The 25,104-nt window shown below is 68.5% G+C and carries 17 protein-coding genes; 6 read left to right on the forward strand and 11 right to left on the reverse strand.

Annotation, left to right across the window (positions count from 1 at the left end; genetic code table 11):
• Positions 1 to 8: 8 nt before the first annotated feature.
• Both PSPA7_RS07920 and PSPA7_RS07925 read right to left on the reverse strand, forming a co-directional pair.
• Positions 9 to 1,337, reverse strand: coding sequence for a mechanosensitive ion channel family protein (locus PSPA7_RS07920; RefSeq protein ID WP_012074808.1), 1,329 nt, complete (start codon positions 1,335 to 1,337; stop codon positions 9 to 11).
• A 169-nt stretch (positions 1,338 to 1,506) separates the two neighbouring features.
• A complete protein-coding gene (locus tag PSPA7_RS07925) occupies positions 1,507 to 2,874 on the reverse strand; it encodes an MFS transporter (protein ID WP_012074809.1) in 1,368 nt (455 codons plus the stop codon).
• Between the two features lie 185 nt (positions 2,875 to 3,059).
• Between PSPA7_RS07925 and PSPA7_RS07930 the strand changes: the two genes are divergently transcribed.
• Positions 3,060 to 4,400, forward strand: coding sequence for a DEAD/DEAH box helicase (locus tag PSPA7_RS07930; protein WP_074197440.1), 1,341 nt, complete (start codon positions 3,060 to 3,062; stop codon positions 4,398 to 4,400).
• 121 nt (positions 4,401 to 4,521) lie between these two features.
• Here the strand turns inward: PSPA7_RS07930 and PSPA7_RS07935 are convergent, their stop codons facing one another.
• Positions 4,522 to 6,240: an MFS transporter gene (locus tag PSPA7_RS07935; RefSeq protein ID WP_003157440.1), complete on the reverse strand. Its 1,719-nt coding sequence runs from the start codon at positions 6,238 to 6,240 to the stop codon at positions 4,522 to 4,524.
• Between the two features lie 217 nt (positions 6,241 to 6,457).
• Here PSPA7_RS07935 and PSPA7_RS07940 point away from each other — a divergent pair, with 217 nt between their 5' ends.
• On the forward strand, positions 6,458 to 7,783 hold the full coding sequence (locus PSPA7_RS07940) for a phospholipase C/P1 nuclease family protein (protein WP_041025458.1): 1,326 nt from the start codon (positions 6,458 to 6,460) through the stop codon (positions 7,781 to 7,783).
• A gap of 116 nt (positions 7,784 to 7,899) precedes the next feature.
• On the opposite strand, the gene PSPA7_RS07945 is transcribed toward PSPA7_RS07940, so the two are convergent.
• The 5 genes from PSPA7_RS07945 to PSPA7_RS07965 form a co-directional block, all read right to left on the reverse strand.
• A complete protein-coding gene (locus PSPA7_RS07945) occupies positions 7,900 to 8,130 on the reverse strand; it encodes a YheU family protein (RefSeq protein WP_003091959.1) in 231 nt (76 codons plus the stop codon).
• 50 nt (positions 8,131 to 8,180) lie between these two features.
• Positions 8,181 to 10,937 carry a hybrid sensor histidine kinase/response regulator gene (locus PSPA7_RS07950; protein ID WP_012074812.1) on the reverse strand — a complete coding sequence of 919 codons (2,757 nt, stop codon included), beginning with the start codon at positions 10,935 to 10,937 and terminating at the stop codon, positions 8,181 to 8,183.
• Between the two features lie 130 nt (positions 10,938 to 11,067).
• Positions 11,068 to 12,264 (reverse strand): osmoprotectant NAGGN system M42 family peptidase, encoded by a 1,197-nt coding sequence (locus PSPA7_RS07955; RefSeq protein WP_012074813.1) that lies wholly within the window; start codon positions 12,262 to 12,264, stop codon positions 11,068 to 11,070.
• A complete protein-coding gene (ngg, locus tag PSPA7_RS07960) occupies positions 12,261 to 14,018 on the reverse strand; it encodes an N-acetylglutaminylglutamine synthetase (protein ID WP_012074814.1) in 1,758 nt (585 codons plus the stop codon). The genes PSPA7_RS07955 and ngg overlap by 4 nt, the downstream gene beginning before the upstream one ends.
• Positions 14,019 to 14,058: 40 nt before the next feature.
• The gene (locus tag PSPA7_RS07965; protein ID WP_012074815.1) at positions 14,059 to 15,828 is read right to left on the reverse strand and encodes an N-acetylglutaminylglutamine amidotransferase; all 1,770 of its coding nucleotides are present in this window, start codon (positions 15,826 to 15,828) and stop codon (positions 14,059 to 14,061) included.
• A 144-nt stretch (positions 15,829 to 15,972) separates the two neighbouring features.
• On the opposite strand from PSPA7_RS07965, the gene PSPA7_RS07970 reads away from it, so the two are divergent.
• Positions 15,973 to 16,446: a MarR family winged helix-turn-helix transcriptional regulator gene (locus PSPA7_RS07970; protein WP_003157436.1), complete on the forward strand. Its 474-nt coding sequence runs from the start codon at positions 15,973 to 15,975 to the stop codon at positions 16,444 to 16,446.
• Positions 16,447 to 16,689: 243 nt separating this feature from the next.
• Here PSPA7_RS07970 and PSPA7_RS07975 read toward each other — a convergent pair whose 3' ends face one another.
• On the reverse strand, positions 16,690 to 17,442 hold the full coding sequence (locus PSPA7_RS07975; protein WP_012074816.1) for a sulfite exporter TauE/SafE family protein: 753 nt from the start codon (positions 17,440 to 17,442) through the stop codon (positions 16,690 to 16,692).
• Between the two features lie 100 nt (positions 17,443 to 17,542).
• Complete coding sequence (gene mnmC, locus PSPA7_RS07980; RefSeq protein ID WP_012074817.1) at positions 17,543 to 19,507, reverse strand: bifunctional tRNA (5-methylaminomethyl-2-thiouridine)(34)-methyltransferase MnmC2/FAD-dependent 5-carboxymethylaminomethyl-2-thiouridine(34) oxidoreductase MnmC1; 1,965 nt, start codon at positions 19,505 to 19,507, stop codon at positions 17,543 to 17,545.
• A gap of 142 nt (positions 19,508 to 19,649) precedes the next feature.
• Here mnmC and pap point away from each other — a divergent pair, with 142 nt between their 5' ends.
• The 3 genes from pap to PSPA7_RS07995 all read left to right on the forward strand — a co-directional run bounded on the left by pap (position 19,650) and on the right by PSPA7_RS07995 (position 23,267).
• Positions 19,650 to 21,140, forward strand: coding sequence for a polyphosphate:AMP phosphotransferase (pap, locus tag PSPA7_RS07985; RefSeq protein WP_041025459.1), 1,491 nt, complete (start codon positions 19,650 to 19,652; stop codon positions 21,138 to 21,140).
• Positions 21,141 to 21,292: 152 nt separating this feature from the next.
• Positions 21,293 to 22,477 carry a thiolase family protein gene (locus tag PSPA7_RS07990; protein ID WP_012074819.1) on the forward strand — a complete coding sequence of 395 codons (1,185 nt, stop codon included), beginning with the start codon at positions 21,293 to 21,295 and terminating at the stop codon, positions 22,475 to 22,477.
• Between the two features lie 124 nt (positions 22,478 to 22,601).
• Complete coding sequence (locus tag PSPA7_RS07995) at positions 22,602 to 23,267, forward strand: YceH family protein (protein ID WP_012074820.1); 666 nt, start codon at positions 22,602 to 22,604, stop codon at positions 23,265 to 23,267.
• Between the two features lie 159 nt (positions 23,268 to 23,426).
• Here PSPA7_RS07995 and PSPA7_RS08000 read toward each other — a convergent pair whose 3' ends face one another.
• The gene (locus PSPA7_RS08000; protein WP_012074821.1) at positions 23,427 to 24,998 is read right to left on the reverse strand and encodes a malate:quinone oxidoreductase; all 1,572 of its coding nucleotides are present in this window, start codon (positions 24,996 to 24,998) and stop codon (positions 23,427 to 23,429) included.
• Positions 24,999 to 25,104 lie beyond the last annotated feature (106 nt).

Raw genomic sequence — 25,104 nt, forward strand, 5'->3', positions numbered from 1 at the left:
TCGGTCAATCAAACGGTGGCTTCGTCGCTGCGGCTCGGCGAAGCCAGCGCCTCGAACGAACGCGTCGCCGGTTCACGTCCGTCGAGCATGCCCTGCAGGCCCTGGCGCAGGTCCTGGCCGCTGGGCTGCTGGTAGGCGCCGAGGCCGAACTCCGGCATCACCGCCAGCAGGTAATCGAACACGTCGCCCTGGATGCGCTCGTAGTCGATCCAGCCGGTGGTGCGGGTGAAGCAGTATATCTCCAGCGGGATGCCCTGGGCGGTCGGCTGCATCTGGCGGACCATGCAGGTCATGCCCTGGTGGATGTCCGGGTGGTTCTGCAGGTAGGCCAGGGCATAGGCGCGGAAGGTGCCGATGTTGGTCAGCCGGCGGCGGTTGGCGGCCAGCGGCGCGACCCCGCCGTTGGCGGCGTTCCATTCCTGCAACTCGGTCTGCTTGCGCGCCATGTACTCGGTGAGCAGGCGCACCTGGCCCAGGCGTTGCTCTTCCTTCTCGTCGAGGAAACGCACCTGGCTGGAGTCGACGTAGATCGCGCGCTTGATCCGCCGTCCGCCGGACTGTTGCATGCCGCGCCAGTTCTTGAACGACTCGGACATCAGGCGCCAGGTCGGCACCGAGACGATGGTCTTGTCGAAGTTCTGCACCTTCACGGTGTACAGGGTGATGTCCACCACGTCGCCGTCGGCGCCGACCTGCGGCATCTCGATCCAGTCGCCGACCCGCAGCATGTCGTTGCTGGTCAGCTGCACGCTGGCGACGAAGGACATCAGGGTGTCCTTGTAGACCAGCAGGAGGACCGCCGACATCGCGCCGAGGCCCGATAGCAGCAGGAGCGGCGAGCGGTCGATGATGATCGAGACGATGATGATCGCGCCGAACACGAACACGGCGATCTTCGCCAGTTGTACGTAGCCCTTGATCGAACGGGTGCGGGCGTGCTCGGTGCGCGCGTAGATGTCCAGCAGGGCGTTGAGCAGCGCGGTGAGGGCGAGGATCAGGAACAGCACGGTGAAGGCCAGCGCCAGGTTACCGAGGAAATGCGCGGCCTTGTCCGGCATCTCGGGAATCCATGGCAGGCCGAACTGCACCAGCAGCGACGGGGTGGTCTGCGCCAGGCGTTGGAACACCTTGTTGCGGATCAGGTCGCCGAACCAGTGCAGCGCCGGCTGGCGGGCCAGCAGGTTGACCGCGTAGAGAACGACGTAGCGGGCGATCCGGCCGAGGATCAGGGCGCCCACCAGCAGCAGGCCGAAGGCCAGGCTGGCGTGGAGGATAGGGTGCTGGTCGAGCGCCGACCAGTATCCGGAGAGCTGATCGAGAAGGGATGTGGAGTCCATGGACAGGCGACTTCCTTTGTTGCGGGCGGGGGCGGGCGAGCCGCTTCCCACGGTTTAACGAACATCCCGACCCGTGGGCCGGGAGCGCACAAAGGGATCAAGAGTGCCTCATCGGGCCCCGCTTCGCACCTAGGATGTGTCTGAAAAGGTTTCCCGCCGACGTGTGGAGTCAGCCGGCGAGCTCCTCCAGGGTGCGCCCGCGGGTCTCGATGCCGAAGCCCCAGACCACCAGGGCGGCGAGGCCGAAACACAGCGCGCCGAGGGTGAACACCCCGCCCTGGCCGGTGAGCGGCAGGATCAGCCCGGTGACCAGCGGGCCGAGCAGCGAGCCGATCCGCCCGACCGCCGAGGCGAAGCCCGAGCCGGTGGCCCGCGCGGAGGTCGGATAGAGCTCCGGGGTATAGGTGTAGAGCACCGCCCACATGCCGAACAGGAAGAACTGCATGGCCAGGCCGAAGCCGACCAGCAGCGCCAGGCTGCCGCCGAACACCGCGGTCTGGCCGTAGGCGTAGGCCATCGCGCCGCCGCCGAGGAGCATCAGCACGCAGCTCGGCTTGCGCCCCCAGCTTTCCACCAGCCAGGCCGCGCAGAGGAAGCCGGGTATCCCGGCCAGCGAGATCAGCACGGTGTAATACACCGACTGGGTGACGGCGAAGCCGGATTGCTGGAGCAGCGCGCTGAGCCAGGAGGTCAGGCCGTAGAAGCCGAGCAGGGCGAAGAACCACAGGCCCCAGACGGTCAGCGTGCGGCGCCGGTAGGTCGGCGACCAGAGTTCGGCGAAGGCGCCGAAGAAGCCCGGCCGCGAAGGTTCCGGCTGCGCCAGGCGCTGCGGCGGCGGCAGCTCGGCGAGGCGCAGCGAACGCATCACCCGTGCCTCGATGCCGCGCAGCACGCGCTCGGCCTGTTCGCGCCGGCCGGCCTGCTCCAGCCAGCGTGGCGACTCGGGCACCAGGAAGCGGATGACCAGGACGAAGACCGCCGGCAGCGCCAGCACCAGAAAGATCGCGCGCCAGCCGGTCAGCGGCAGGAGGATGTAGGACAGGCAGCCGGCGGCGACGAAGCCCAGCGGCCAGAAGCCGTCCATCAGGGCGATGTACTTGCCGCGGCGGCTGGCCGGGATCATTTCCGAGAGCAGCGACTGGGCGATGGGGAACTCCATGCCCATGCCGATCCCCAGCAGCACCCGGTAGAGGGTCAGGCTGCCGAGGTCGCCGGCGGTGGAGCAGAGGTAGCTGGCCAGGCCCCAGAGCACGATGCTCCACTGGAACACCGGCTTGCGCCCGAAGCGGTCGGCGAGCATGCCCGACAGCGCCGCGCCGATCACCATGCCGAAGAAGCTGGAGCTGGCCAGCAGGCCGGCCTGGGCCGAGTCGAGGCCGAACTCGGCTTTGATCGAGCCGAGCAGGAAGGTCATCATCGCCAGGTCCATCGAGTCGAAGAAGAACGCCAGGGCGATGATCACGAAGATCAGCCGGTGGTAGGGGCTCAGCGGCAGTCGTTCCAGACGTTCGGCGGCGGAGGGCGGCGCGGTGGGCATGACGGGAGTCCTCTGGACGGCGGGCATCGGGCCAGTCTGCGAGCGCCGCCCGCGCCGCGCTTGCCTGGCGGCGACCCGCCGCCGGGCCGATTGCGACCCGCGCGCTGGCCGTCGCGTCGTGCGAATAAAGCCTGCGCGGCGGCGCGGCAACCGTTAGGCTATGCACCTGTCCATTTTCACCTGCAATGCCGAGGTTTCCCTTGTTCAGCCAATTCCCCCTCCACGAACGCCTGCTGAAGGCACTGGATAGCCTGTCCTTCAGCGAGCCGACGCCGGTCCAGGCCGCGGCCATTCCCCAGGCGCTGGAGGGACGCGACCTGCGGGTCACGGCGCAGACCGGCAGCGGCAAGACCGCGGCCTTCCTGCTGCCGTTGCTGAACCGTCTGCTGGCCGAGGAGAAGCCGCGCTCCCTGGCGCGCGCGCTGATCCTCCTGCCGACCCGCGAGCTGGCCCAGCAGACCCTCAAGGAAGTCGAGCGCTTCGCCCAGTTCACCTTCATCAAGGCCTGCCTGATCACTGGCGGCGAGGACTTCAAGGTGCAGGGCGCGCGCCTGCGCAAGAACCCGGAGATCGTCATCGGCACCCCCGGCCGCCTGCTCGAGCAGCGCAACGCCGGCAACCTGCCGCTGCAGGATATCGAGGTACTGGTGCTCGACGAGGCCGACCGCATGCTCGACATGGGCTTCGCCGACGACGTGCTGGCCCTGGCCAACGCCTGCCCGGCCGAGCGCCAGACCCTGCTGTTCTCCGCCACCCACAGCGGCGCCGGGCTGAACAAGGTGATCGCCGAGGTGCTGCGCGAGCCGCAAGTGCTGCGCCTGAACCAGGTCGGCGAGCTGAACGAGAACGTCCGCCAGCAGGTCATCACCGCCGACGACGTGGCGCACAAGGAACAGTTGCTGCAATGGCTGCTGGGCAACGAGACCTACACCAAGGCCATCGTCTTCACCAACACCCGGGTCTCCGCCGATCGCCTGACCGGGCGGCTGATCGCCAACCAGCACAAAGTCTTCGTCCTGCATGGCGAGAAGGACCAGAAGGACCGCAAGCTGGCCATCGAGCGCCTGAAGCAGGGCGCGGTGAAGATCCTCGTCGCCACCGACGTCGCCGCCCGCGGCCTGGACGTCGAGGGCCTGGACCTGGTGATCAACTTCGACATGCCGCGTAGCGGCGACGAGTACGTGCACCGCATCGGCCGCACCGGCCGCGCAGGCGCCGAGGGCCTGGCGATCTCGCTGATCTGCCACAACGACTGGAACCTGATGTCGAGCGTCGAGCGCTACCTCAAGCAGCATTTCGAACGGCGCAACATCAAGGAACTGAAGGCCGCCTACCAGGGGCCGAAGAAGCTCAAGGCCTCGGGCAAGGCCGCCGGCAGCAAGAAGAAAAAACAGGATCGGAAGGGCGCCGCTGCCAAGCCCGCGGCCAGGCGCAAGCCCGCCGCGCGGCCGAAGGCCGGCCCGTCGGCGGTGGTCAGCGCCGACGGCATGGCGCCGCTCAGGCGCAAGAAACCGGCGGCGGAGTGAGCGCGCGCCACCGACGGCCTCGTAGGGCGGACAACCGCTTGCGGTTACCCGCCGTGCCGACGCTCGATGGCGGATAACGCCGCTGGCGTCATCCGCCCTACGGGTTTGCCAGGCATCCTTCTCAACTCCCCGCCGTCGTGCCCGCCTCGTCGTTGGCTGGCGGCGGCGCGGCGCTCTTCACCAGCGGCGTGTCGTAGCTGCTGGCCTCGTAGCTCACGCAATGGCGGATCTGCGGCGGACCGTCGCCGGCATGCAGGGCGGTGACGTTGTCGATGACGATCTTGTCGGCCAGGGTCATGCGGTCGAGCATGCGCAGGTGCTGGATCCAGTTGTCCACCAGGAACAGTTCCTGCCAGACCTCCGGGTTGCTCACGTCGCGGAACAGCGACCAGCGCTCCGCGCCGTTGCGCAGGCGCAGGCGGCGCAACGGCTGGGCGGCGCGGACGAAGTCGCGGGTGCGCTCGGCGGGAATCCGGTACTCGATGGAGACCAGCACCATGCCGCGCCGTGTGTTGAAGACGAAGCTCGGCTGCCCGGGCATGCTCGCCGGCGCGCGGGAGATGCTGGCGGCGTCCATTTCCGGCAGGCGCGAGTTGTACAGCAGGATCACCGAGGCCAGCAGCAGGCAGCCGGCGGCCAGCAGCGCGCCGTGCACGGTCATGGTTTCGGCGAGATGGCCCCAGAGGAACGAGCCCAGCGCCAGGCCGCCGTACAGCGCGGTCTGGTACAGCGCCAGGGCGCGCGCCTTGATCCAGTCGGGAACGAGGATCTGCACCGCCGAGTTGTAGGTGGCGAGGGCGCCGATCCAGCAGCCGCCGCCGAGGATCAGCACCGGGAACAGTACCCAGAGGTTGTCCACCAGGCCGAGGGTCAGCAGGATCAGGGCCAGGGTGAAGCCGGCCAGGCTGATCAGCCGGCTGCTGCCGATCCGCTGGCGCAGGCGCGAGACCTGGGTGCTGCCGAGGATCGCGCCGAGGCCGAGGGCGCCGAGCATGTAACCGTAGATCGCCGCGTCGCCGTCCGGGTTGCGGTGCGCCAGCAGCGGCAGCAGGGCCCAGACCGCACTGGCGGAGAGGCCGAAGGCGAAGGAGCGCATCATCACCAGGCGGGTGACGGTGGAGTACTGGGTGAAGCGCAGCGCCGCGATGACCCCTTCGAGGATGCCTTCCGGCGGCAGGCTGCGCTTGGGCACGTCGCGCCGCCATTGCCAGATCGCCCAGATCAGCGCCATGTAGCAGAAGCTGTTGAACAGGAACACCCAGGCCGGCCCCACCGCGCTCAGCAGCAGGCCGCCGAGGGCCGGGCCGGCGGCACGGGCGACGTTGTAGTTGACGCTGTTGAGCAGCACCGCGTCGCTGACCATGCGCGCCGGCACCTGCTCGTTGACCGCCGCCTGCCAGGCCGGGATGGTCACCGAGCCGCCGAGGGAGATCCAGAGGATGGAGATGATCAGCAGCACCGGGTCGAGGTAGCCGAGGAAGGCCAGGAGGGTGGCGAACATCGCCCCGGTCATCTCGAAGCTGAGGCCCCAGAGCATGATCTTGCGCCGGTCGTGGTTGTCGGCGATGACCCCGGAGAGGATCGACAGCAGCACCAGCGGCAGCGCTGCAGCGACCTGGATCATCGCCACCATCAGCGGGCTGGCGTGGGCGTCGGTGACCACCCAGGCGGCGGCCACCGATTGCGCCCAGGTGCCGAGGTTGGCGAACAGGTTGCAGATCCAGATGATGCGGAAGGCCTGGATCGAGAACGGCGCCCAGGTGCCGGTGCGTTCGGGCTTGGCCGCTTGGCCTTCGGGTTTGAGGGGCAGGTCGTGCTTGGGCGAAACGGACTGGAGCATCAGATGGGTGCCTTGTATCAGCGTGCCTGATGTCGGGAAAGTCTAGCCGCCTGGGGCCTGGGCGCCATTGATGGCGGTCATGGGGCCGGCCCGGCGTGGATAGACATTGGTCCGATGGCGCTATCGGAGAGTTCCGATGGCGGGGCTGGACAGTGCCCTGCCGCGCCCGGGGTTGGTAGGCTTGCCGGCACCGGACGAAGACAAGAGCGAAAAGCCGATGAAGTTGCTGCTGCGTTGCCTGCTGCTGGGGTTGTACACGGTCTCGCCAAGCCTCTGGGCCTGGTCCAACCATACGGTGGGCAGCTACCTGGCGCTGCGCGAGGTAGCGGCGATCCGCGAGGCGCCGGAGGTCGTGGTGGAGCCGCTGGAGGCCTTCCTCGCCGCCGAGCGCGGCGGCCTGGCCGCGCTGCTGGACGAGCAGGAAGCCTACGCCCGCGCGCATATCGGCAACTACCCGGCACGCCCGGACGCCCTGCGCTTCACCGCCGAGGGCGAGGCCGGCGACCTGCGCCAGGCGTTCCTCGCGGCGCTGCGGGTCAACCCGGAGATCCGCCTGGCGCTGGCGATCCAGCCGCTACCCGGGCAGGACCCGCCGCAGCGCCCGCACCTCAAGGCCCGGGAGGTGCTGGTGTTCCAGAACCTCTCGCCCTGGACCGCCTGGCGTTTCATCCGCCTGCAACCGGGCGAGCGGGTCGCGCCCCTGGCGGTGCTGGCCACCGCCGCCGACGAACCGGACTACGGCCACGACATCAACCTGTTCAGCGACAATCCCGGCGAGGCCGGCCAGCGCTACGGCTTCGGCCCGCAGCCGTTCGGCGACCCACGCTTCGAGTTCAGCTCCCAGGCGCCGTTCCACATGGGCTTCTACCACGAGTCGGCGGTGATCTACAGCGGTGCGCCGTTCCTCGCCCGTGCCTGGCCGGAATGGCGCGCCTACCAGTACTTCGGACTGTCGCGCTTCGCCTTCGCCAGTGGCCATCCCTACTGGGGCTACCGCTTCCTCGGCTGGGGCATGCACTACATCCAGGACCTCACCCAGCCCTACCACTCCACGCCGCTGCCCGGTGCCAGCCTGGCGGCGATGCTGCAGATGGAGGGCAAGGCGCTGCTCGGCTACCCGGAGGAAAAGCAGGCGGCCATCGAGCGCGTGGCGAACCGCCATACCGCGGTGGAGAAATACCAGTTCGACTGGCTGCGCCAACTGCTGCGCGACGGCCGTCCGCAGCCGATGCTCGACGCCTACGCCGACACCCGCCGCGACAGTGCCTATCCGGGTTATTCGCCGACCTACTTGCGCGAGGTGGTGGCCGCCGAGTCGAACGCCCACGCCGCGGCCTTCGACGCCGCCATCGGCGAATGGCTGGCCGCACGCCCGGCCGCCGCCGCGCAGGACTTCAGCGAGAGCAACCAGCCGCGCCCCGAGGCCCACGACAATGCGGCGCTGAACGCGCAACTGATCGAACTGATCGGGCATTTCGGCGCGCATAGCCGGAATATCGCCAGGGCGGCGTTGGAGACGGAGGAGGGAGGGGGGAAGGAGTGAGGGGGAGGGCGGATAAGCGGCGGATAACCGCGAGCGGTTATGCGGGGGAGCTGTCCGGCATTTCCGGGGTGTGCTGGGCGGCGAACCCGTCCCGCCAGGCGGGTCGATACCGCGACTCAGTCGCGCAACAGCTCCGCAGGCACCTCGCTGCGCAACATCAACTGGCACTGCTGGCTCTCCGGGTCGAACAGGATCACCGCCTCGCCCCGCCGCAAGGCATGGCGGGCGCGTTCCACGCGCACGTCCAGCGGGGTCTCGTCGCCGTTGTCGGTGCCTTCGCGGGTGACGAAGTCCTCCAGCAGGTTGTTCAGGGTGTCGGCTTCGAGCAGGTCGTGGGGGATCAGCATGGCGGTACTCCGGTATGGCGGCGAATGCTAGCGCGGCGCGTCCTCGGCTGTCATGCCTGGCGCGAGGGCTGGCCGAGCAGGCGTTCGAGGGTGGCGTAGAGTTCCGTCCGGTCCACCGGCTTGCCGAGGTAGGCGTCCATGCCGGCCTCGATCCCGGCCTGGCGGTGCTCGTCGAGTATGTGCGCGGTCAGGGCGACGATCGGTACCCGTGGCCAGTCCCGGGCGCGCTCTTCCCGACGGATCAGGCGGGTCGCCTCGAAACCGTCCATTTCCGGCATCTCGCCATCCATCAGGATCAGCTGGATACCGTTCGGGTCGCGCAGGTACTCGTCCAGCGCCAGCCGGCCGTTGCCGGCCAGGCGCACCGCATAGCCGCGCTTGGCGAGGAAGCCGCGTACCACCAGCTGGTTCACCGGGTTGTCCTCGGCCACCAGGATGCATGGGGTGTCCCGCTCTGGTTCCCGGGGCGCCTCGCTGTTGCCTCGTAGCTGCCGGCGGCGTTCCCGGTACAGCTCCAGCAGCGCTGCGCGCAGGGCATTCACCGTCACTGGCTGGGCCAGCGCCAGCAGGCGCAGGCCCTCGTGCGGCGGCAGGTCGTGGCAGTGCTGCGGCGGACACAGCAGGAGGATGCGCTGGCCTTGTTCCAGCTGTGCGTAGAGGGAGTCCAGCCAGATCGACGGCGGACCCGGCCAGGGCGCCGCCAGCACCAGCAGGGGGGGCGCACTGAAGTCCTCGAGATAGGCGTTCAGCCGCCGTGGCTGGAGACAGCGCTCGACTCGCAGCCCCCAGCGCTCCAGCGTTGCCTGCAGACAGTCCAGGGTCAGGTTGTCCTCGCTGGCCAGCAGGACCGGGCGACCTTGCAGCAGGTGCACCAGTTCATCCGCATCGCCGCTGTCGAGGGCGGGGCTGAGCGGCAGGTCGACGCTGAACCGGGTGCCTTTGCCGGGTTCGCTGCTCACCTCGATGCGCCCGCCCATCATCTGCACCAGTTCGCGGCTGATCGCCAGCCCCAGGCCGCTGCCGCCGTAGCGGCGGGTGGTGCTGGAGTCGGCCTGGGAAAAGGACTCGAACAGGGTCGCCTGCGCCTGGGCGGAAATCCCGATGCCGCTGTCGCTGACGCTGTAGAGCAGGCGCTCGCGCCCGGCCTCGTCGAAGCGCCGCTGCACGCGCAGGGCGACATGGCCTTCGGCGGTGAACTTGAGGGCGTTGCCGAGCAGGTTCGTCAGTACCTGGCGCAGCCGCGTCGGGTCGCCGTTGAGGCGGCGCGGCACGCCCCTGTCCAGGCCCAGGTGCAGGCGCAGGCGTTTCTCCCGGGCCTGGGCGCCGAACAGGGCGAGGGTGTCGGAGAGCAGTTCCTCCAGGTCGAAGTCGATGCGTTCCAACTGCAGCTTGCCGGACTCGATGCGGGCGTAGTCGAGGATATCGTTGATCACCGACATCAGTGCGTTGCCGGAGCTGGCGATGGTCTCCACGCAGGCCGCCTGGCCGCGGTCCAGCGGGGTGTCGCGGAGCAGTTGCAGCATGCCCAGCACGCCGTTCAGCGGGGTGCGGATCTCATGGCTCATCTTCGCCAGGAAGCGGCTCTTCGCCTCGTTCTCCACTCGTGCCTGCTCGGCCGCCTGGCGCGAGCGGAAGCCTTCCTCCTTGAGCGCGTTGATGCGGTCGGCGAGGCCGATGGATAGGGTCACCAGCTCCACGGTCATGCCGACCTTGACCACGCCGCTGCCGAACAGGCCGAACAGCTCGAAGCCCAGCGAGGCGGCGGTGGTGACCAGGAACGACAGCAGCAGCGCGCCCCAGGCCAGGATGTAGTAGAGGCCGTAGCGCAGGCCCTGGCGCCAGACGTGGCCGCCGGCCAGCAGCAGGCTGAGGGATACCAGCATCACCGTCAGGCTGGCGAGGACGTTCCAGGCGCGCAGCCCCACCAGCGGCTCGCTGGCCAGCAGTACCACGCAGGCCAGCAGCAGGCCGCGGAGGACGCGGTCGAGGTGCGGGAAGTCGCGGCGGGTGTAGAGGTAGCCGCGGCTGAACTGGATCGACACCAGGCAACTGAGGTACATCAGCAGGTAGATGCCGGCCGACTCCAGCGCCACGTATCCGGGCAGCAGCCTGAACAGCAGGCCGTCGAAGCTGGCGGAGAACAGGCCGAGGCTGAGGTTGTAGAGCAGGTACCAGGCATAGGTCGCCTCGCGCAGCGAGACGAACAGGAACAGGTTGTAGCAGAACAGCCCGAACAGCACGCCGTAGAAGGCCCCGTTGAAGCCCATCAGGATCTCCTGGCTGGCCGCGCTGGCGGAGTAGGTGGCGAAGTACAGCGGAACGTAGACGGTGCTGGTGGTCTGCACGCGCAGCAGCAGGGTGCTCTCGCCGGGCGGCAGTCGCAGCGGGAACCAGAAGTTGCGCACCTGCACCGGGCGCTGGGAAAAGGCGAACAGGTCGCCGCTCTCCTGCTGCTCGATGCGCCCGTCGGCGGTCAGCAGGTAGACCTTGAGGTCGTCCAGCAGCGGGTAGTTGACTTCCAGGAAGCCAGCCAGGTCGGCGCCGTTGCGGTTGTCCAGGCGCACCCTGAACCACCAGGCCGCGGCGTTCTTGCCGAAGTTCGCGTGGTCGCCATGCAGGGATGCGAAGGCCTGGGCCGGCAAGGCGAGGATGTCATCCAGGCGCGCCTTGCCGCCGGTGTCGCGGTAGTACTCGGCGTACTCGCCCAGGGACAGGCGCAGGTCCTCTCCGTCCAGCGGCGCCGGCGGCTGCGCCCGGACCGGCAGCGCGCAGCAGAGCAACAGCAGGACCAGGCAGAGTCGGGACATGCAACTACTCCATGGACACGAGTCGGCACGCATGATGCTACGGAGGAAATGAGACAGGCGAGGGAACCTGCCATCAGCCTAGCAGTTGGCTGGAGAGGAGAGTGGCCTCCCCGGGGAGGCCGGCATGGATTCAGTCCTTGTCGCTGTTGTTGCTGCTGTCGAGCACCTCGTCCACTGGCGGGACGTGGGTGCAGCTTTCCATGTGCACCGGATGCTCGAGCTGTTTGTTGAAGCGCTCCAGCGAGGCGTCCCGCGGCTTGGCGTCGCTGGCGAAGACCGGCGGGCTGAGCATGTAGGCGGTGAGCAGGCGGCTCAGCGCGGCGAGGCTGTCGATGTGCGTGCGCTCGTAGCCGTGGGTGGCGTCGCAGCCGAACGCCAGCAGCGCGGCGCGGGTGTCGTGGCCGGCGGCGATCGCCGACTGCGCGTCGCTGTGGTAGTAGCGGAACAGGTCGCGGCGCAGGGCGATGTCATGGCGCTCGCCGAGCCGCAGCAGGTGCCGCGACAGATGGAAATCGTACGGTCCGCCGGAGTCCTGCATGGCCACGCTGACGCTGTGCTCGTTGGAGTTCTGGCCCTCGGCCACCGGGGCGATGTCGATCCCGACGAACTCGCTGACGTCCCAGGGCAGGGCGCCGGCGGCGCCGGAGCCGACTTCCTCGGTGATGGTGAACAGCGGGTGGCAGTCGATCGGCGGCTCCTGGCCGCTTTCCTTGACCGCCTTCAGCGCCGCCAGCAGCGCCGCGACCCCAGCCTTGTCATCGAGGTGGCGGGCACTGATGTGGCCGCTCTCGGTGAACTCCGGCAACGGATCGAAGGCCACGTAGTCGCCTACCGAGACGCCCAGGCTCTCGCTGTCAGCGCGGCTGGCGGTATAGGCGTCGAGGCGCAGCTCGATGTTGTCCCAACTGATCTTCAGGTTGTCCACCTCGGTATTGAACGCGTGACCGGAGGCCAGCAGCGGCAGCACGCTGCCGCGGAACACGCCCTGTTCGGTGAACACCGTGACCCGGCTGCCCTCGGCGAAGCGGCTCGACCAGCAGCCTACCGGGGCCAGGCCCAGGCGGCCGTTGGGCTTGATCTCGCGGACCAGCGCGCCGATCGTGTCGAGATGCGCGGAAACCGCCCGGTCCGGGGTGTTCAGGCGGCCCTGGAGGGTCGCGCGGATGGTTCCCCGGCGAGTCATCTCGAAGGGCACGCCGAGTTCGTCGAGCTGTTCGGCGACATAGCGCACGATGGTGTCGGTGAAGCCGGTGGGGCTGGGGATGGCGAGCATTTCCAGCAGTACCCGTTGCAGGTAGTTGAGGTCCGGTTGTGGCAGAGGGGTCATGAAGGCACCTCGCGGCTGAGGGGGAAGAGAAGGTCGACGAAGCGTTCGGCGGTCGGCTGCGGCTCGTGGTTGGCCAGGCCGGCGCGCTCGTTGGCTTCGATGATCACGTAGTCGGGCTGGTCGGCGGCCTCGACCAGGAAGTCCAGGCCCACTACCGGGATCTCCAGGGCGCGCGCGGCCTGGATCGCGGCCTCGCGGAGGGCCGGGTGGAGGGCGTCGGTGACATCCTCGAGGATGCCGCCGGTGTGCAGGTTGGCGGTGCGCCGCACGGCCAGGTGCTCGCCGCTGGGCAGCACGTCGTCGTAGCCGTAGCCGGCTGCCTGCAGGGTGCGCTCGGTCTCGTGGTCGAGCGGGATGCGGCTTTCCCCGCCGGTGGCGGCCTGGCGTCGGCGGCTCTGGGCCTCGATCAGCTCGCGGATGCTGTGCCGGCCGTCGCCGATCACCGCGGCGGGGCGGCGGATGGCGGCGGCCACCACCTCGTAGCCGATCACCAGCACGCGCAGGTCGTGACCGGCGTGGTAGCTCTCCAGCAGCACGCGCGAATCGAAATGGCGGGCGGCCTCGATGGCCTCCTCGACCTCTTGCGCGGTGTGCAGGTCGACCGCCACGCCCTGGCCCTGCTCGCCGTCCACCGGCTTGACCACCAGCGAAGCGTGCTCGGCGAGGAACGCGGCGTTTTCCTCGGCGCTGCCGGCCAGGCGCTGCTGCGGCTGGCGCAGGCCGGCGCGGTGCAGGGCGCGATGGGTGAGGACCTTGTCCTGGCAGAGGGTCATGCTTACCGCCGTGGTCAGGTCGGAGAGCGATTCGCGGCAACGGATCTGCCGGCCGCCCTGGGTCAGGGTGAACAGGCCACCCTCGGCGTCGTCGACGCGTACCTCGATGCCGCGCCGGTGGGCCTCGTCGACGATGATCCGGGCGTAGGGGTTGAGGTCTTCCTCCGGGCCGGGACCGAGGAACAGCGACTGGTTGATGCCGTTCTTGCGCTTGATGGTGAAGGTCGCCAGCTCGCGGAAGCCGAGCTTGCGGTAGAGCGCCTTGGCCTGCTGGTTGTTGTGCAGCACCGAGAGATCGAGGTAGGCCAGTTCGCGGCTCATGAAGTGCTCGACCAGGTGCCGCACCAGCGCCTCGCCGACCCCCGGCCGGCTGCATTGCGGGTCCACCGCCAGGCACCAGAGGCTGGAGCCGCCCTCCGGATCCTGGAATGCCTTGGCGTGGTTCAGGCCCATCACCGTGCCTACCGCGACGCCAGTGTCGGCGTCCTCGGCCAGCCAATAGATCGGCCCGCCCTGGTGGCGCGGGCTGAGGCGTTCGGTCTGCACCGGAAGCATGCCGCGCGCCAGGTACAGGCGGTTGATCGCCGCCCAGTCTTCCCCGGTATGCACCCGGCGGATACGGAAACCGCGTGGCGGACGGCGCGCCGGGCGGTAGTCGGTGAACCACAGGCGCAGGGTATCCGAGGGGTCGAGGAACAGTTGCTGCGGGGCGTGCGCCAGGACCTGCTGCGGCGCCGCCACGTAGAGCGCGATGTCGCGTTCTCCGGGGGCTTCCTGGAGCAGGTCGCGAGCCAGCTCCTCGGCGTCCGGATAGGTCTGTCCGATCAGCAGGCGACCCCAGCCGCAGTGGATGCTCAGCGGTTTCTCGGTCGGCTCGCTGTGATCTTCGGCAAGACGCGCCTGCAGGCGTTCGTAGGTGGGCGCCTGGATGCGTTGCAGGCGCTGGTTGTGCGGATGAGGCAGATGCAAGTGGCCTTTCATGATCGCTCCTGGTTCGGGCCCCTGCGTCGGGGGCCCGTTTTCAAAGTCCCTGTTCGCTGAGCCAGAGGTTCAGCGCGGCCAGCTGCCACAGCTTGGAGCCGCGCAGCGGGGTGAGGTCGCCGTCCGGTTCGCTCAGCAGGCGATCGAAGATCGCCGGCTGGAACAGGCCGCGGTCCTGGCTCGGGTCGAGCAGCAGTTCGCGTACCCACTCGCGGGTGCGACCCTGCAGGTGCTTGAGGCCGGGCACCGGGAAGTAGCCCTTGGGCCGGTCGATGACTTCGCTGGGAATCACCTTGCGCGCGGCGCCCTTGAGCACCTGCTTGCCGCCATCGCCGAGCTTGAAGCGGGCGGGAATGCGCGCCGACAGTTCGGCCAGGCGGTAGTCGAGGAATGGCACGCGGGCCTCCAGGCCCCAGGCCATGGTCATGTTGTCGACCCGCTTGACCGGGTCGTCGACCAGCATGATCGTGCTGTCCAGGCGCAGCGCCTTGTCCACCGCGGCCTCGGCGCCGGGGCTGGCGAAGTGGTCGCGGACGAAGCGCCCGGCGACGTCCTCGACGCGGAAGCGCTCGCCGACCGTGGCCAGGTATTCCTCGTGGTCGCGGTCGAAGAACGCCGCGCGGTAGGCGGCGAAGGCGTCGGCGGCGCCATCCACCTTCGGGTACCAGTGGTAGCCGGCGAACAGCTCGTCGGCGCCCTGGCCGCTCTGCACCACCTTGCAGTGCCTGGAGACTTCCCGCGCGAGCAGGTAGAAGGCGATGCAGTCATGGCTGACCATCGGTTCGCTCATGGCGCGGAACGCCGCCGGCAACTGCTCGATCACCTCGTGCTCGCCGATGCGCAGGCGATGGTGGCGGGTGTGGTAGCGCTCGGCGATCAGGTCGGAATACTGGAACTCGTCGCCGCGCTCGCCGCCGGCATCCTCGAAGCCGATGGAGAAGGTCAGCAGGTTGTCCACCCCGGCTTCATGCAGCAGGCCCACCAGCAGGCTCGAGTCGACCCCGCCGGAGAGCAGCACGCCGACTTCGCGGGCGGCGCGCTGGCGGATCGCCACCGCCTCGCGCAGGCCGTCGAGCACACGCTCCTGCCAGTCGTCGAGGGTCAGCTCGCGCTCGTCCGGTTGCGGGCCGTAGTCCAGGCTCCACCAGGTGCGCTGTTCGCTGCTGCCGTCGAGGTCGACGCTCATCCAGGTCGCCGGCGGCAGTTTCTTCACGCCGGCGAGCAGGGTGTGCGGCGCCGGGACCACGGCGTGGAAGTTGAGGTAGAAGTTCAGCGCCTGCGGATCGAGGTCGCTGCCGATGTCGCCGCCCTTGAGCAGGGCCGGCAGGCTCGAGGCGAAGCGCAGGCGCGAGCGCTCGAGGCTGTAATAGAGAGGCTTGATGCCGAGGCGGTCGCGGGCCAGGAACAACCGCTGGCGATCGCGCTCCCAGACGGCGAAGGCGAACATCCCATTGAGCCGGGGCAATAAATCGGCGCCCCAGGCGTGATACCCCTTCAAGAGAACTTCGGTGTCGCCGCCGGAGAAGAACCGATAGCCAAGGCTTTCCAGTTCGCCACGCAGTTCGGGGTAGTTGTAGATGGCGCCATTGAACACCATGGCCAGGCCGAGGTCGGGATCGATCATCGGTTGGCCGGAAGCTTCCGCCAGGTCCATGATCTTCAGCCGTCGATGTCCGAGGGCGATCGGGCCCTGGGCGTGGAAGCCCCAGGCGTCGGGGCCGCGAGGGGCCAGGTGGTGGGTGATGCGTTCGACCGCTGCGAGGTCGGCTGCCTGGTTGTCGAAACGAAACTCTCCTGATATGCCGCACATATTCCTTACCGGTTCTCCGTTGGGGAAGTGGGTTTTGTGTACTCCTTCCGGGTACATGACTTACCTAACAGAGGACCGTTACAGTTGGAAGGAGTTCTATACGAATTTGCCGGGCCTATCAGGACCCTTAACGAAGAATTTATTATGGTTGAAAGTAATAAGACCGCTGCCGATACCTATTCGCTCGCTATTTTCCGCGCCATCCGCCGTCTCCAGCAGGCCGCCGAAATCCACTCCAAGCGGCTCAGCCGCTATGGCGGCCTGACCCCGCTGCAATTGCTGATCCTGCACGTCCTGGCGGTGGAGGGAGAGCTGACCGCGACGCAACTGGCCAAGCTGGTCAGCCTGTCCCAGGCATCGCTCTCCGGCGTGCTCGATCGCCTCGAAGGACGCGGCCTGCTCTACCGCCGGCGCGACGAGCAGGACCGGCGCAAGTCCTGGCTGCACCTCGACCCGGCCGGTCACCAGGCCCTGGCCGAGGCGCCGCCGCTGTTGCCGGAGTACGTCATCGAGCGCTTCGCCGCGTTGCCCGAGTGGGAGCGCCACGGCCTGCTGGCCGCGTTGCTGCGCGCGGCCGACCTGTTCGGCCTGCCGGAAGAGGATGTCGAGGAAGAGTGAGGGATTCAGGTTCGCTACGAAAGACAGTCGCGTCGGCGGTCTTTACCTGGCGAACCTGCCGGTGCAGGCTGGCGGACAACCGCGTTGCGGTTAACCGCCTACGCCATGGCGTGACCTCCGCGTAGGGCGGATAACGCCGTCGGCGTTATCCGCCGACCCAGCGATATCCGCCCGACGGCATGGCATGACCGTCGAGCAGGGCGAATAACGCCGCTTCCCCGGTGCCCCGGCCGCCGAGGAAAACTACCCGCCGTACAGCTTCTGCGCCGCCAGGGAGAAGCTCACCGCCACCAGCATCAGCGCGAACAGGCGTTGCAGGGTCGGGCCGCCGAGGCGCTGTGCCAGCAGGTTGCCGCCGAGCACGCCGACCGCGCCGCCGGCGGCGAGGCCGCCGAGCAGCGGCAGCGGCGGGTGGGCGCCGGTCAGGTAGATGAGGAAGCCGCCGCCGGAGACCAGCGCGATCACCGCCATCGAGGTGGCGGTGGCGGCCATCATCGACAGTGGGGTGAACCAGAGCAGCCCCGGCACCACCAGAAAGCCGCCGCCCACTCCCATCAATCCCGACAGCAAGCCGACCGCCAGGCCGATGCCGAGCAGCGGCAGGTTCCGTGCTTGGTCGCTGGCCTCGCGTTTCATTCCGGCGCCGCGCCACATGCGCCAGGCCGACCAGAGCACCAGCAGGCAGAAGGCGACGATCAGCACGCCTTCCGGGACGAAGCGGCCGAGCCATTGGCCGACGGCGTTGCTCGGCAGGCCGGCCAGCGCCAGGATCAGCACCGGCCGCCAGGCTACCTGGCCCTGGCGCGCTCGCGGGATGGCGCCGATCAGCGCCGACAGGGCGACCGCGCCGAGGCTCACGCCGATGGCGTCGCGCAGCGGCAGGTGCAGGCTGAGCAGCAGGGGCAGGGCGACCAGCGAGCCGCCGGCGCCGGTGAGGCCGAGCAGCAGGCCGAGAACGGCGCCGATGCCCAGGGATTCGAAGAGCAGTACATCCATCGTCGATCAACTATTTCCGCGGGTGAGCCAGCCGGTGGTCCGGTATGGCCTGCGCGTGCGGCAGGCCCGAAGGGTAGCGCAAATCGGTGCGCCCGGGGCTTCAGCCGCGCTGCCCGCGCACCAGGTCGCGCAGCAGGAAGCGGTTCGGGTGGCAGGCCTCGCCCACCGCGCGCGGCAGCGGCAGCGGCTCGCCGCAGATCCACGCCGCCAGCAGTTCGCCGGACAGCGGCGCGCTGATCAGCCCGCGCGAGCCGTGGCCGCTGTTCAGGTACAGGCCTGGCAGCCAGGGGCAGGCACGCTCCGGCACCTGGCGGGCGTCGCGGGCGAGCACCGCGTAGGCCTCGTCGAAGGCCGCGCGCTCGGCCAGCGGGCCTACCAGGGGCAGGTAGTCGGGGCTGGTGCAGCGGAATGCCGCGCGGCCTTCCAGGCGCTCCAGCGGCAGGTCGTCGGCGCCCAGGCGCTGCAACAGGTCGGGGGATATTTCCCGCAGCAGTTCGAGGTTGCCCTGGTGTTCGGCGAGGGTCGGCGCCAGGTCTTCGCTCTTGAAGTCGAAGCTGGCGCCGAGGGTGTGTTCGTCGCCACGCGGTGGAGCGACATAGCCCTCGGCGCAGACCACGGTGCGCAGCGCCCGGCTCTGCGCGGTGGCCGGCAGGCGGGTGACCTGTCCGCGGATGCGCTTCAGCGGTAGCTCGGCGGCGGGCGGGAAGTCGCGGATGTCGGCGGCGGTGGCGAGGATCGCGAGTGGCGCGCGGGCCAGGCATTCGTCGCCGGCGTAGGCGCACCAGTCGTCTCCCTCGCGGCGCAAGCGTACCGCCCGGCCGCTCAGCAGGGTGATCCCGGGCGTGGTGGCCAGGGCCTGGCAGAGGGCGGGCGGATGGACCCAGCCGGCCTCGGGATAGAACAGGCCGCCGGCGGGCAGGGCGACACCGGCGAGGCGCTCGGCCTGCTCGCGGTCCAGGCCGTGCAGGAGGTCGGCGGGGAAGGCTGCGGCCAGTTGCGCCTGGCGTTGTGCTTCCTTGGCGTCGAAGGCCAGTTGCAGTACGCCGCAGGCGTCCCAGTCGTGGCCGCGCCGCAGGCGTTCGAGCAGCCGGCGGGTATGGCCGAAGCCGCTGAGTACCAGGCGCGACAGCGGCGTGCCATGGGCCGAGAGTTTCAGGTAGAGCACGCCCTGGGGGTTGCCCGAGGCCTCCCGGGCGAGGCCGGGATGGCGCTCGATCAGGGTCACCTGCCAGCCGCGCGCGGCGAGGCTGGCGGCGCTGGCGCAGCCGGCCAGGCCGCCGCCGACCACCAGGGCCGCGCGACGTCCGGCATGGGGCGCGGGGCGTGCGTACCAGGGCTTGCCGGCACTCGCCGGCGGCCCTTGGTAGGTGCCGCCGAGCATCTCGCGCTTCTGCCCGTAGCCCGGTACCCGTTGCATGGCGAAGCCGGCCTCGATCAGCCCGCGGCGGACGAAACCGGCGCTGGTGAAGGTGCCCAGGGTCGCCTGCGGCGCCGACAGCCGCGCCAGTTCGGCGAACAGCGCGGGCGACCACATGTCCGGGTTCTTCGCCGGGGCGAAGCCGTCGAGGAACCAGGCGTCGATCCGCGCGTCAAGCTGCGGCAGGCATTCCAGGGCATCGCCCAGCAGCAGGGTCAGGCCGACCCGGCCGCCGGCGAACGCCAGGCGCTGAAAGCCCGGGTGCAGGGCGAGATACTGACCCAGCAGGGGCTCGCTCCAGGGCGCCAGTTCCGGCCACAGGGCCAGGGCGCGGCGCAGGTCGGCGGCGGCGAGGGGGAATTTCTCCACGCTGACGAACTCCAGGCGCGCGCCGGGCGGTGCCACCCGCTCGAACAGTTGCCAGGCGCAAAGGAAGTTCAGCCCGGTGCCGAAGCCGGTCTCGCCGATGCACAGCGCCTCGCCATCGCCCAGCGCGGCGAAGCGCTCGGCGAGGCGGTTGGTGGCGAGGAACACGTGGCGTGTCTCGTCGAGTCCCGAATGCCGGGAGAAATACACGTCGCCGAAGACGCGGGACAGCGGCTGGCCGTTTTCGTCCCAGTCGAGCTGGGCATGCTGGAAGTCGGACATGGAGGAACCTGGAAAAGCGGATGGCGCATTTTACGGGGCTTTGCCCGCCGGCGGCGAGGCGCTGCGCGAAGATGCCGCGCCGCGCGCAGACAGCCGCACGCCGATCCGCTACCTTGAAGGACTCAGGATAAGGGAGACCTTCATGTTCGAATCCGCGGAAGTTGGCCACAGCATCGACAAGGACACCTACGAAAAGGCCGTCATCGAGTTGCGCGAAGCGCTGCTCGAGGCTCAGTTCGAACTCAAGCAGCAGGCGCGCTTCCCGGTGATCGTCCTGATCAACGGCATCGAGGGCGCCGGCAAGGGCGAGACGGTCAAGCTGCTCAACGAGTGGATGGACCCGCGCCTGATCCAGGTGCAGAGCTTCCTCCGTCCCTCCGACGAGGAGCTCGAGCGGCCGCCGCAGTGGCGCTTCTGGCGGCGCCTGCCGCCGAAGGGGCGGATCGGCATCTTCTTCGGCAACTGGTACAGCCAGATGCTCTACGCGCGGGTCGAGGGTCACATCAAGGAGTCCAAGCTGGACCTGGCCATCGACGCCGCCGAGCGCTTCGAGCGGATGCTCTGCGACGAAGGCGCGCTGCTCTTCAAGTTCTGGTTCCACCTCTCCAAGAAGCAGCTCAAGGAACGTCTCAAGGCCCTGGAGAAAGATCCGCTGCACAGCTGGAAACTGAGTCCGCTGGACTGGAAGCAGAGCGAGGTCTACGACAGATTCGTGCACTACGGCGAGCGCGTGCTGCGCCGCACCAGCCGCGACTACGCGCCCTGGTACGTGGTGGAGGGCGCGGACGAGCGCTACCGCGCGCTGACCGTCGGCCGCATCATCCTCGAAGGACTGCAGGCCGCGCTGGCCACCAAGGAGCGCGCCAAGCGCCAGCCGCACGCCGCGCCGCTGGTGTCGAGCCTGGACAACCGCGGCCTGCTGGACTCGCTGGACCTGGGCCAGTACCTGGACAAGGACGACTACAAGGAACAGCTCGCCACCGAGCAGGCGCGCCTGGCCGGGCTGATCCGCGACAAGCGCTTCCGCCAGCATTCGCTGGTGGCGGTGTTCGAGGGCAACGACGCGGCCGGCAAGGGGGGCGCCATTCGCCGCGTCACCGATGCGCTGGACCCGCGCCAGTACCATATCGTGCCGATCGCCGCGCCGACCGAGGAGGAGTGCGCGCAGCCCTATCTCTGGCGCTTCTGGCGGCACATCCCGGCGCGCCGCCAGTTCACCATCTTCGACCGTTCCTGGTACGGCCGCGTGCTGGTGGAGCGCATCGAGGGCTTCTGCACCCCGGCCGACTGGCTGCGCGCCTATGGCGAGATCAACGACTTCGAGGAGCAGCTCAGCGAGTACGGGATCATCGTGGTGAAGTTCTGGCTGGCGATCGACAAGCAAACCCAGATGGAGCGCTTCAAGGAACGCGAGAAGACCCCCTACAAGCGCTACAAGATCACCGAGGAAGACTGGCGCAACCGCGACAAGTGGGACCAGTACGTCGACGCGGTGGGCGACATGGTCGACCGCACCAGCACCGAGATCGCGCCCTGGACCCTGGTCGAGGCCAACGACAAGCGCTTCGCCCGGGTCAAGGTGCTGCGCACCATCAACGATGCCATCGAGGCGGCGTACAAGAAGGACAAGTGAGGTCCGTCCGGGATGCGCCGCCGTCCTCCCCGGGGATGGCGACGCATACGCCGGATGAATGATCGGTGCCTTGCGCGATTGCCTCGTCTTATTCTCGCCTGATCCGGCCACTGCCCCGGCGGCCGTCCAACAACAACAGCGAGGGTTCTTCCATGCGTGAAGTGGTGATCGTCGACAGCGTCCGGACCGGCCTGGCCAAGTCCTTCCGCGGCAAGTTCAACCTGACCCGGCCGGACGACATGGCCGCCCATTGCGTCGACGCGCTGCTGGCGCGCAACGACCTCGACCCGCTGCTGGTGGACGACTGCGTCGTCGGCGCCGGTTCCAACGAAGGCGCCCAGGGCCACAACATCGGACGCAACGTGGCGGTGCTCTCCGGCCTCGGCATCCAGGTGCCGGGTATGACCCTCAACCGCTATTGCTCATCCGGCCTGCAGGCGATCGCCATCGCCGCCAACCAGATCGCCTCGGGCTGCAGCGACGTGATCGTCGCCGGCGGCGTCGAGTCGATCAGCCTGACCCTGAAGAGCGTCAACACCGATCACCTGGTGAACCCGCTGCTGCAAAGGGAGGTGCCGGGCATCTACTACCCGATGGGGCAGACCGCAGAAGTCGTCGCCCGCCGCTACGGCGTCACCCGCGAGGCGCAGGACGCCTACGCCCTGCAGAGCCAGCAGCGGATGGCGCGGGCCCAGGCCGCGGGGCTGTTCGCCGACGAGATCGTGCCGATGACCACCCGCTACGCCGTGGAGGACAAGGCCACGGGCGAGAAACAGCTGCTCGACGGAGTGGTCGACCGCGACGACTGCAACCGCCCGGACACCACCCTAGAAGGCCTGGCTTCGCTGAAACCGGCGTTCGCCGAAGACGGTTCGGTCACCGCCGGCAACGCCTCGCAGCTCTCCGACGGCGCCTCGATGACCCTGCTGATGAGCCTGGACAAGGCGCTGGAGCTAGGGCTCGAACCCAAGGCCTTGTTCCGCGGCTTCACCGTGGCCGGCTGCGAGCCGGACGAGATGGGCATCGGCCCGGTGTTCTCGGTGCCCAAGCTGCTCAAGGCGAAGGGCCTGAAGATCGCCGACATCGACCTCTGGGAGCTCAACGAGGCCTTCGCCTCGCAGTGCCTGTACTGCCGCGACCGGCTGGAGATCGACAACGAGAAGTACAACGTCAACGGCGGCTCCATCGCCATCGGCCACCCGTTCGGCATGACCGGCTCGCGCCAGGTCGGCCACCTGGTCCGTGAACTGCGTCGGCGCAATCTGCGCTACGGCGTGGTGACCATGTGCGTGGGCGGCGGCATGGGCGCCAGCGGGCTGTTCGAAGCGCTGCGCTGATCCGCCACCGGCGGCGCGCCCGCGGCGCGCTGCCCGCCTTTGGTTTTTTCTTACGCAACGCGCCGTGCCATCGCGGGCGACTCGCGCTAGGCTAGTCGCCTTTTCCTTGCATAGGGATGTAGCGATGACCACCGAGCCCAACTCGCCGTTCGTCGATGACCCGCTGAGCGCCGTCGATGCGCGGATTCTTGGCAGCCTGGTCGAGAAGCAGGCGACCACTCCGGAAACCTATCCGCTGACCCTCAACGCGCTGGTCCTGGCCTGCAACCAGAAGACCAGCCGCGAGCCGGTGATGAACCTCACCCCCGGCCAGGTCGGCCAGAGCCTGCGCCAGCTCGAGGGGCGCGGCCTGGTGAAACTGGTGATGGGCAGCCGCGCCGACCGTTGGGAGCACACCCTGGGCAAGGGCCTGGAGCTGGTGGCGCCACAGGTGGCGCTGCTCGGCCTGCTGTTCCTGCGCGGTCCGCAGACCCTCAACGAGCTGCTCACCCGCAGCAACCGCCTGCACGACTTCGACGATGTCGAGCAGATCCGCCACCACCTCGAGCGCCTTGCCGGTCGCGGCCTGGCCGTGCACCTGGAGCGTCGCGCCGGGCAACGCGAGGACCGCTACATGCACCTGCTCGGCAGCCAGGCCGACCTCGAGGCCGCCGTGGCGGCGATGGGCAGCGACCCGGAACGCGCCGCGCCGGCCGCTCTGTCGGCCGATGCGGAGGCGCGGATCGCCGAGCTGGAGACGCGTCTGGCGGCGCTGGAGGAGCGCCTGACCAGGCTCGAAGGAGGGGTGTGACATCGCGGGCGCGGCTAATCGATCCCTCTCTCCCCCAGCCAAGGCAGGACGAGTAGCGCCAGCGGCGTTATCCGCCGACGCGCCGCCCCGCAAGGCGAACGCCAACCAAAAAAGCCCGGCTATTGCCGGGCTTTTTCATGCGCGCGCGTCGGTGGCTGATCAGGCCTCCGGCTGCACCGGCACGTGGATCAGTTGCAGGCGCTCGCTGCTCCAGGCACGGGTGCTGTTGGTCAGCTCGATGTCGTTGTTCAGCTTGCGCCCGTAAGACGGCACGATTTCCTTCAGGCGCGCCTGCCACTCGGGGGTGGCGACCTTGTCCTTGAAGGCCTTTTCCAGCACCGAGAGCATGATCGGCGCGGCGGTCGAGGCACCCGGCGAGGCGCCGAGCAGGGCAGCGACGGAGCCGTCGGCGGCGGTCACCACCTCGGTACCGAACTGCAGCACGCCGCCTTTCTCGGCGTCCTTCTTGATGATCTGCACGCGCTGGCCGGCCTGGATCAGCTTCCAGTCTTCGTCGCGGGCTTCCGGGAAGTACTCGCGCAGCGAGGCCATGCGGTCGTCCTGGCTGAGCATCAGCTGGCCGATCAGGTACTGGCTGAGGTCGAGGTTGTCGATGCCGGCGTTGAACATCGGGCCGATGTTGCCGCTGGTCACCGAGCCCGGCAGGTCCCACAGCGAGCCGTTCTTCAGGAACTTGGTGGAGAAGGTGGCGAACGGACCGAACAGCAGCACCGGCTTGCCGTCGATCATGCGGGTGTCGAGGTGCGGCACCGACATCGGCGGCGAACCCACCGAGGCCTTGCCATAGACCTTGGCCAGGTGGCGCTTGACCACGTCCGGGTTGGTGGTGGCGAGGAACGAGCCGCCCACCGGGAAGCCGGCGTAGCCTTCGGCCTCGGGGATGCCGGACATCTGCAGCAGCTTCAGCGCGCCGCCGCCGGCGCCGATGAAGACGAACTTCGCCTTGACGCTGGTTTCCTTGTCGCCATTGGCCAGGTCGGCCATGGTCACGGTCCAGGTATTGTCGTCGTTGCGCTTGATGTCGCGCACCTCATGCTGCAGGCGCAGCGTGAAGGTGTCCTTCGCCGTCAGCGAGCCCACCAGCTGGCGGGTGATTTCGCCGAAGTTGACGTCGGTGCCGATCGACATGCGCGTGGCGGCGATCTTCTGCCCCGGCTCGCGGCCTTCCATCACCAGCGGCACCCACTGCTTGATCTGCTCGGGGTCTTCCGAGTACTCCATGCCGCGGAACAGCGAGCTGTGCTGCAGGGCGGCGTGGCGCTTCTTGAGGAAGGCGACGTTGTCGTCGCCCCAGACGAAGCTCATGTGCGGGACGTTGTTGATGAACGACTTCGGCTCGTTCAATACCTTGCGGTCGACCTGGTAGGCCCAGAACTGCTTGGAGATCTCGAAATTCTCGTTGATCGCCACCGCCTTGCTGATGTCCATCGAGCCGTCCGCGGCCTCGCTGGTGTAGTTCAGTTCGCAGAACGCCGAGTGACCGGTGCCCGCGTTGTTCCAGCCGTTGGAGCTTTCCTCGGCGACCTTGTCCAGGCGCTCGACCATCTCGATGGTCCAGCCCGGTTCCAGTTCGTTCAGGTAGGTACCCAGAGTGGCGCTCATGATGCCGCCACCGATCAGGAGCACGTCGACCGGTTTTTCCGATTCGACGCTGTTTTTGGAGCAACCCAGCACGCTGACGCACAGAAGCATCAATAAGATTTTTTTCATGGATTTACCGCTAGAAAACGTGGAGAAGCGTGGATACGCACGACGTGGCAGGTATTCACCGGGTGAATGATACTGGAACTCACCCCCGATGTGAGTGCGTTCACAT

This window comes from Pseudomonas paraeruginosa PA7 (genome assembly GCF_000017205.1).
In the GTDB taxonomy this organism is placed as follows: domain Bacteria; phylum Pseudomonadota; class Gammaproteobacteria; order Pseudomonadales; family Pseudomonadaceae; genus Pseudomonas; species Pseudomonas paraeruginosa.

Coding starts and splice junctions, on each gene's coding strand:
- PSPA7_RS07920 (WP_012074808.1), bottom strand. CDS start 1,337: ATGGACTCCACATCCCTTCTCGATCAGCTCTCCGGATACTGGTCGGCG.
- PSPA7_RS07925 (WP_012074809.1), bottom strand. CDS start 2,874: ATGCCCACCGCGCCGCCCTCCGCCGCCGAACGTCTGGAACGACTGCCG.
- PSPA7_RS07930 (WP_074197440.1), top strand. CDS start 3,060: ATGCCGAGGTTTCCCTTGTTCAGCCAATTCCCCCTCCACGAACGCCTG.
- PSPA7_RS07935 (WP_003157440.1), bottom strand. CDS start 6,240: ATGCTCCAGTCCGTTTCGCCCAAGCACGACCTGCCCCTCAAACCCGAA.
- PSPA7_RS07940 (WP_041025458.1), top strand. CDS start 6,458: ATGAAGTTGCTGCTGCGTTGCCTGCTGCTGGGGTTGTACACGGTCTCG.
- PSPA7_RS07945 (WP_003091959.1), bottom strand. CDS start 8,130: ATGCTGATCCCCCACGACCTGCTCGAAGCCGACACCCTGAACAACCTG.
- PSPA7_RS07950 (WP_012074812.1), bottom strand. CDS start 10,937: ATGTCCCGACTCTGCCTGGTCCTGCTGTTGCTCTGCTGCGCGCTGCCG.
- PSPA7_RS07955 (WP_012074813.1), bottom strand. CDS start 12,264: ATGACCCCTCTGCCACAACCGGACCTCAACTACCTGCAACGGGTACTG.
- ngg (WP_012074814.1), bottom strand. CDS start 14,018: ATGAAAGGCCACTTGCATCTGCCTCATCCGCACAACCAGCGCCTGCAA.
- PSPA7_RS07965 (WP_012074815.1), bottom strand. CDS start 15,828: ATGTGCGGCATATCAGGAGAGTTTCGTTTCGACAACCAGGCAGCCGAC.
- PSPA7_RS07970 (WP_003157436.1), top strand. CDS start 15,973: ATGGTTGAAAGTAATAAGACCGCTGCCGATACCTATTCGCTCGCTATT.
- PSPA7_RS07975 (WP_012074816.1), bottom strand. CDS start 17,442: ATGGATGTACTGCTCTTCGAATCCCTGGGCATCGGCGCCGTTCTCGGC.
- mnmC (WP_012074817.1), bottom strand. CDS start 19,507: ATGTCCGACTTCCAGCATGCCCAGCTCGACTGGGACGAAAACGGCCAG.
- pap (WP_041025459.1), top strand. CDS start 19,650: ATGTTCGAATCCGCGGAAGTTGGCCACAGCATCGACAAGGACACCTAC.
- PSPA7_RS07990 (WP_012074819.1), top strand. CDS start 21,293: ATGCGTGAAGTGGTGATCGTCGACAGCGTCCGGACCGGCCTGGCCAAG.
- PSPA7_RS07995 (WP_012074820.1), top strand. CDS start 22,602: ATGACCACCGAGCCCAACTCGCCGTTCGTCGATGACCCGCTGAGCGCC.
- PSPA7_RS08000 (WP_012074821.1), bottom strand. CDS start 24,998: ATGAAAAAAATCTTATTGATGCTTCTGTGCGTCAGCGTGCTGGGTTGC.